At 46.2% G+C, this 5,049-nt stretch carries 4 protein-coding genes and 1 pseudogene; all 5 read right to left on the bottom strand.

The window, feature by feature from the left end; translation table 11 throughout:
- Nucleotides 1–781 (bottom strand): annotated as a pseudogene (locus CAG68_RS04680) (ABC transporter permease); the annotation flags it as partial.
- The gene (locus CAG68_RS04675) at nucleotides 778–1,899 is read right to left on the bottom strand and encodes an ABC transporter ATP-binding protein (RefSeq protein WP_054730116.1); all 1,122 of its coding nucleotides are present in this window, start codon (nucleotides 1,897–1,899) and stop codon (nucleotides 778–780) included. The pseudogene CAG68_RS04680 and the gene CAG68_RS04675, both read right to left, overlap by 4 nt.
- A 73-nt stretch (nucleotides 1,900–1,972) precedes the next feature.
- The gene (locus CAG68_RS04670; RefSeq protein ID WP_054730115.1) at nucleotides 1,973–2,887 is read right to left on the bottom strand and encodes a dihydrodipicolinate synthase family protein; all 915 of its coding nucleotides are present in this window, start codon (nucleotides 2,885–2,887) and stop codon (nucleotides 1,973–1,975) included.
- A gap of 56 nt (nucleotides 2,888–2,943) precedes the next feature.
- The gene (locus CAG68_RS04665; protein WP_054730112.1) at nucleotides 2,944–3,918 is read right to left on the bottom strand and encodes an ornithine cyclodeaminase family protein; all 975 of its coding nucleotides are present in this window, start codon (nucleotides 3,916–3,918) and stop codon (nucleotides 2,944–2,946) included.
- Nucleotides 3,919–4,005: 87 nt separating this feature from the next.
- A partial coding sequence (locus tag CAG68_RS04660) for a polyamine ABC transporter substrate-binding protein (protein WP_237667840.1) occupies nucleotides 4,006–5,049 on the bottom strand: 1,044 nt, incomplete at its 5' end.

Below are 5,049 nucleotides of genomic sequence, written 5' to 3'. Positions count from 1 at the left end.
ACGTGGTTCTGACTAACAATGATGTCCAAAATGGCAGCAGCACAATAATTAAAAGTAAGTTCGCGCGCTTATCAGGTAAATTGGCAAGCAGGTAAGCAACGGGGTACGCCATCACCAAACAAATTAAGGTGATTGAAATAGACATCCAAAAAGTTTTAAAGAAAAGGTCGACGTATATTTGGCGTTTTTCTGGTTGGGGCTCAATGTCTCCAAACTCATTCACTTGCAAGTCTAGCGCTGCAAGATAGTGACTGAATGTTAATGCGCCACTAAGATTCTTAAACGCCGCCCAATATTTAGGATTAGCCCAACGCTTATCCAGCTTAGCTAGCTGTGTCACCGAGATCGGCAGCGACGTCAAACGAGACAACTTTCTGCCGGTTTTCATGAGTAAACTGCGCATACCAGACTCTTCAATATTCATCCGGTTGGCTATTTTCGGTAGCTCTTTGCTTTGATAAAGCGCAAGTACTTCAACAGAGAATGCCTCAATGACTTCTTGATGAGGCTGACCTTGATAATCCCAACTTTCTAAGGCTTGAATAGTTTGTGGTAGTGAAAGGGATATTTCTCGGTTATCCACGCTTCGATAAAGCATGTCGAGGATAGGAAAAGCAAACGTAAGCAGAATAAAACACACCAATGGCGTTGTGAGCATAATGGAGCGAAGCTTTTTTCGGCGCTCCGCCTTTTGCAACTGCGCTTTCAGATTGGTTTCTTGCTCATGAACTTGGCGTTCGATCTCCAATACAGAATCTAATGCGGTTAGCTCTCGACTCATGCTGCTACCTCGCTACTTTGAGTTTGTGTCCCATCAAGAGCATGGCAATCGTCACTTTGCCAACCAATACGACAAATTGCGCCAGGCGTTAACTGCAAGTGTTTACGATTATCGTTAGGTACTTTAACGATGAAGTGACCAACGCTCTCTACTTCGACGACCAGACGATAATGATCACCGTGATAAATCAATTCTCGTAGGACGCCTGAGACTTGGTTCTCGCAAGACGCTTTCTCTGGTTGAATAACAATCTTTTCTGGTCGAATGGAAAGTGTTGTTCTCTGCCCTTGCTCAGAGACTCTGACAGGTTTCGCAGTAAATGACTCTTTCCCAACGAGCACTTGGCAATACTTTCCGTTCCACTCTTTGACTAAACCTGAGAGTTGGTTGTTTTCTCCGATAAATTGTGCAACAAACGTATTACTCGGAGATTCATAAAGCTCGGTTGGTGTCGCGAGTTGTTGCACTTCGCCGTGATTAAAAACCGCAATACGGTCGGACATAGTGAGAGCTTCGTCTTGATCGTGCGTCACATACAAAATGGTGATACCAAGCTTTTCATGCAAATGTTTAATTTCCATCTGCATTTGCTCACGCAGCTGCTTATCTAACGCGCCTAGTGGTTCATCCATCAAAACTAGTTTAGGCTCAAACACTAATGCTCGCGCTAACGCGACACGCTGTTGTTGACCACCTGATAACTGCTTTGGGTATCGAGTCGCAACATGCTCAAGCTCGACCATTTCTAATACACTCTGAACTTTGCTTTGAATCGTGTCACTGTCGAGTTTTCGCACCTTTAAAGGAAACGCAAGATTCTCAGCAATGGTCATATGTGGAAACAACGCATAGTTTTGAAACACCATACCAATATCGCGCTTGTGCGGCGCGAGATGATTGACAGGAACGCCATCAATATAAATGTCTCCACCGGTCGCAGTTTCAAAACCTGCTAGCATCATCAAGCAAGTGGTCTTGCCCGATCCTGACGGCCCCAACATAGTAACAAACTCTCCAGGAGCAATATCTAAGTTGAAGTCTTTCACCACCAAATTCGTGCCATCGTAGGTTTTCTTAACGTGTTGAAAGCTGACATAGTCCTTGTTTTCCGTGCTCATGACTTCCCTCTTCTCATTTTTTGAATATTACGAATGAGTAGAGCGTCAGTTAACGCTCTACTAAACAGCACAATTACAGATTGTATTTGGATAGGTCTAAGCGGGTTTCTAACGCATGTTCAACCATTTGAATGACTTGTTGACGCTCTTCACCTTGTAAGAGTTGGCGTGGCGCACGAACTTGTTCAGAGCCACGTCCGCAGACTTGCTCGGCCAATTTTATGCACTGAACCAGCGTAGGAATGGTGTCTAAACGCAGTAGGGGTAAGAACCAACGGTAGATCTCTAACGCTTCAGCATAACGACCTTGGCTTGCCAGTTTATAAATCGCAACGGACTCTTCTGGGAATGCGTTGGTTAAACCAGAAATCCAGCCGGTCGCACCTAGCATCAATGATTCAAGAGCGATGTCATCAACACCACTGAACACGGTAAAGCGGTCATCAAATTTATTGTAAAGCTCGGTGATACGACGAGTATCAGTGGTCGACTCTTTAATAGCTACAATGCTTTCAAACTCAGCCAGTTTCACCATGATATCGAGGTTTACATCGACACCATAAGCAACCGGGTTGTTATAAATCATGATTGGCATTTCTGGCGTTGCTTTTGCTAGCGTGCGGTAATATTCGAACGTTTCGCTCTCAGACGTGCGGTAAACCATGGCAGGCATCACCATACAACCATCGATACCAATTTTGTACGCATCCTGCATGTAATCAACAGCTGCTGTGGTAATAGACTCTGCTGTACCAGCAATCAAAGGCACACGGCCATTTACGACTTCTTTTGCCGCTTGCAAGACCTGGCGTTTCTCCTCCGGGTACAACGCACAGTTCTCACCGACAGTGCCCAAGCAGATAATGCCATTCACACCATCTTTAATTTGGTTATCTATAACAGTTTGCGTTGCGTCTAAGTCGATTGACTGATCTTGACGAAATTGCGTACTGACCGCCGGATAAACACCTTTCCAATCAATTTTCATGAACTACTTTCCTTATATGTATATTGTATGCAATTTAAATGAACGAGCAAAAATGCTCAGGCATGGCTATCTATGCCATTCTCTAACAACACCGCCTTTACAGCGGCCAAATCAGCCAAAGCACTGCCAACTGATTTGTATAAAGTAATGACCTCATCGTTTTGACGTCCTGAGATTTGTTGGGCGCAAAGCTGCGGTAATTCCCCTTTGATATCGTCTGACGTGAACACGCCCTCTTGAATTGGAATGAGAAGATCGCCCGCTTCGGCTAATACATTAATACGGCTATCAACATACACCTGTGCTCGTTGCACTGCTTCGGAGTCGCATTCACGCTTATCCAAGTCATGATTACCGACCAAATCAATATGGGTGCCCGGCTGCACGTCTGCGCCATTAAACAAAGGCTCTGCTGATGCGGTAATACAGCTGATGATGTCAACGTGTTTGATAACGTGGTCCACATTTTCTACGACTGAAACACGGAACCGACGCTCATCAGGAAGCGACTGATACTCTGAAGATGACACAATGGCATCTACCGTCGCCTCGGCTTTGTCTGAGTTACGCCCCCAAATATAAACCTGCTTAAGTGGGCGAACCGCAGCGTATGCCCACGCAAAATAAGGCGCAAGATTGCCCGTTCCGAAGATCAACAGACGATCAGCATCGGGACGCGCCAAATAGTCCGCTGCCAACGCAGAAGCTGCGGCGGTGCGCCAAAACGTTAAAACTTTACCGTCCACGAGTGCGAGCGGCTCACCATCGTTTCGTCTGAAAACAAGCAGCTTAGATGCAAGCGTATCTTTGCCTTGCTCGGGATTATGCGGGAAATACGTAAAGGCTTTCACCGCAATCAACTCCTGGTTCCAAGCTGGAAGTAGCGCAAACGCCTCGTATTCTCCCTCTTCTAAGGGCATGACTCGGCGTTGAGGTATTGTTGCTGGCCGCGAGTACATTTCACGCATCGTTTCAATAAGAGACTTCATTGTTAAACATTGCGCGACTTGCTGTGCTTCGATGACTTTCATTATTTCTCCGAAAACATAAATACAGTTGAGGAAAAGTACGGAACCTCGCTTATGGATGAAAACTCGGCCCCATACAAAAATTAACGCCTAGTTAAGCAGCCAGGTGTTGAACTCTTCATTGAGTTCATCTGCGTAGTCTGACCACCATTCATCGTTAATCAGGAAGGCGGTTTGGAAGTTTTGAGGTGCGGTAGGAAGGTTCGCTAAAATGTCTGGGTTCACCTCCGCCGAAGACGACTTACGCGTAGGCCCATAGGCAACGTACTTAGCTTGATCAGCTAATGGTTTTGTTCCTGAAGAAAAAGCAATGAAGTCCAATGCAAGCTTTGTGTTCTCACTCCCTTTAGGTATCGCCCATCCATTCATGTAACCCATTTGACGGTCCCATATAATCCGAAATGGTTGACCTTCATCCTTACGGGCATTGTGGATTCGGCCGTTAAACGCCGAGGCGATCACCACTTCTTTGTCTGCAAGCATTTGAGGTGGCTGGGCACCTGTTGTCCACCACAGCACTTCTGATTTGATCGTATCCAACTTAGCAAAAGCACGCTCACGCCCCGCTTCGGTTTCGAGCAGGCTGTAGACCTCTTCTGGCTTTACACCATCAGCCAATAGTGCCCACTCAAGATTACCCTGAGGCTGTTTTTGCAATGCACGTCGACCTGGAAAAGTTTTTAGGTCAAAGAGATCGGTCAACTTGCTAGGCAAAGCCTTACCTTTAAACGCGTCTTCGTTCACCGCTAATACAGTGGACACTACGATGGTATTGATTGCGCACTCGTGAATCGCACCATCAATAAAATCCTCTTGTGCTGGTGTTCCATCTGCGCCCGGAGGCAAAATACTTGGGTTCACTGGTTCTAGTAACCCTTCGGCGCAACCACGAACAATGTCTGGCTTGTCGAGAGAAACCAAATCCCAGCGCACGTTGTTCGCTTCCACCTGCGCTTTAATTTCGGCTAATCCGCCGCTGAAATCCTCGGATACGATCTCGACACCTGTTTTTTTAATGAAAGGCTTGTGATATGCCTCCACTTGGCTCTTGGTGAATGCACCACCCCAAGATACGACCGTCAATTTGTCTTCAGCATAAGCAGAGGTCCCCAACAGCATTCCTGAAATCAACAG

This window comes from Vibrio sp. V42_P2S4T144 (assembly GCF_009904715.1).
Taxonomy (GTDB): Bacteria; Pseudomonadota; Gammaproteobacteria; order Enterobacterales; family Vibrionaceae; genus Vibrio; species Vibrio alginolyticus.
Note: the sequence above shows the minus strand (reverse complement) of the source record. Positions and strands in the feature narration are given on the sequence as shown.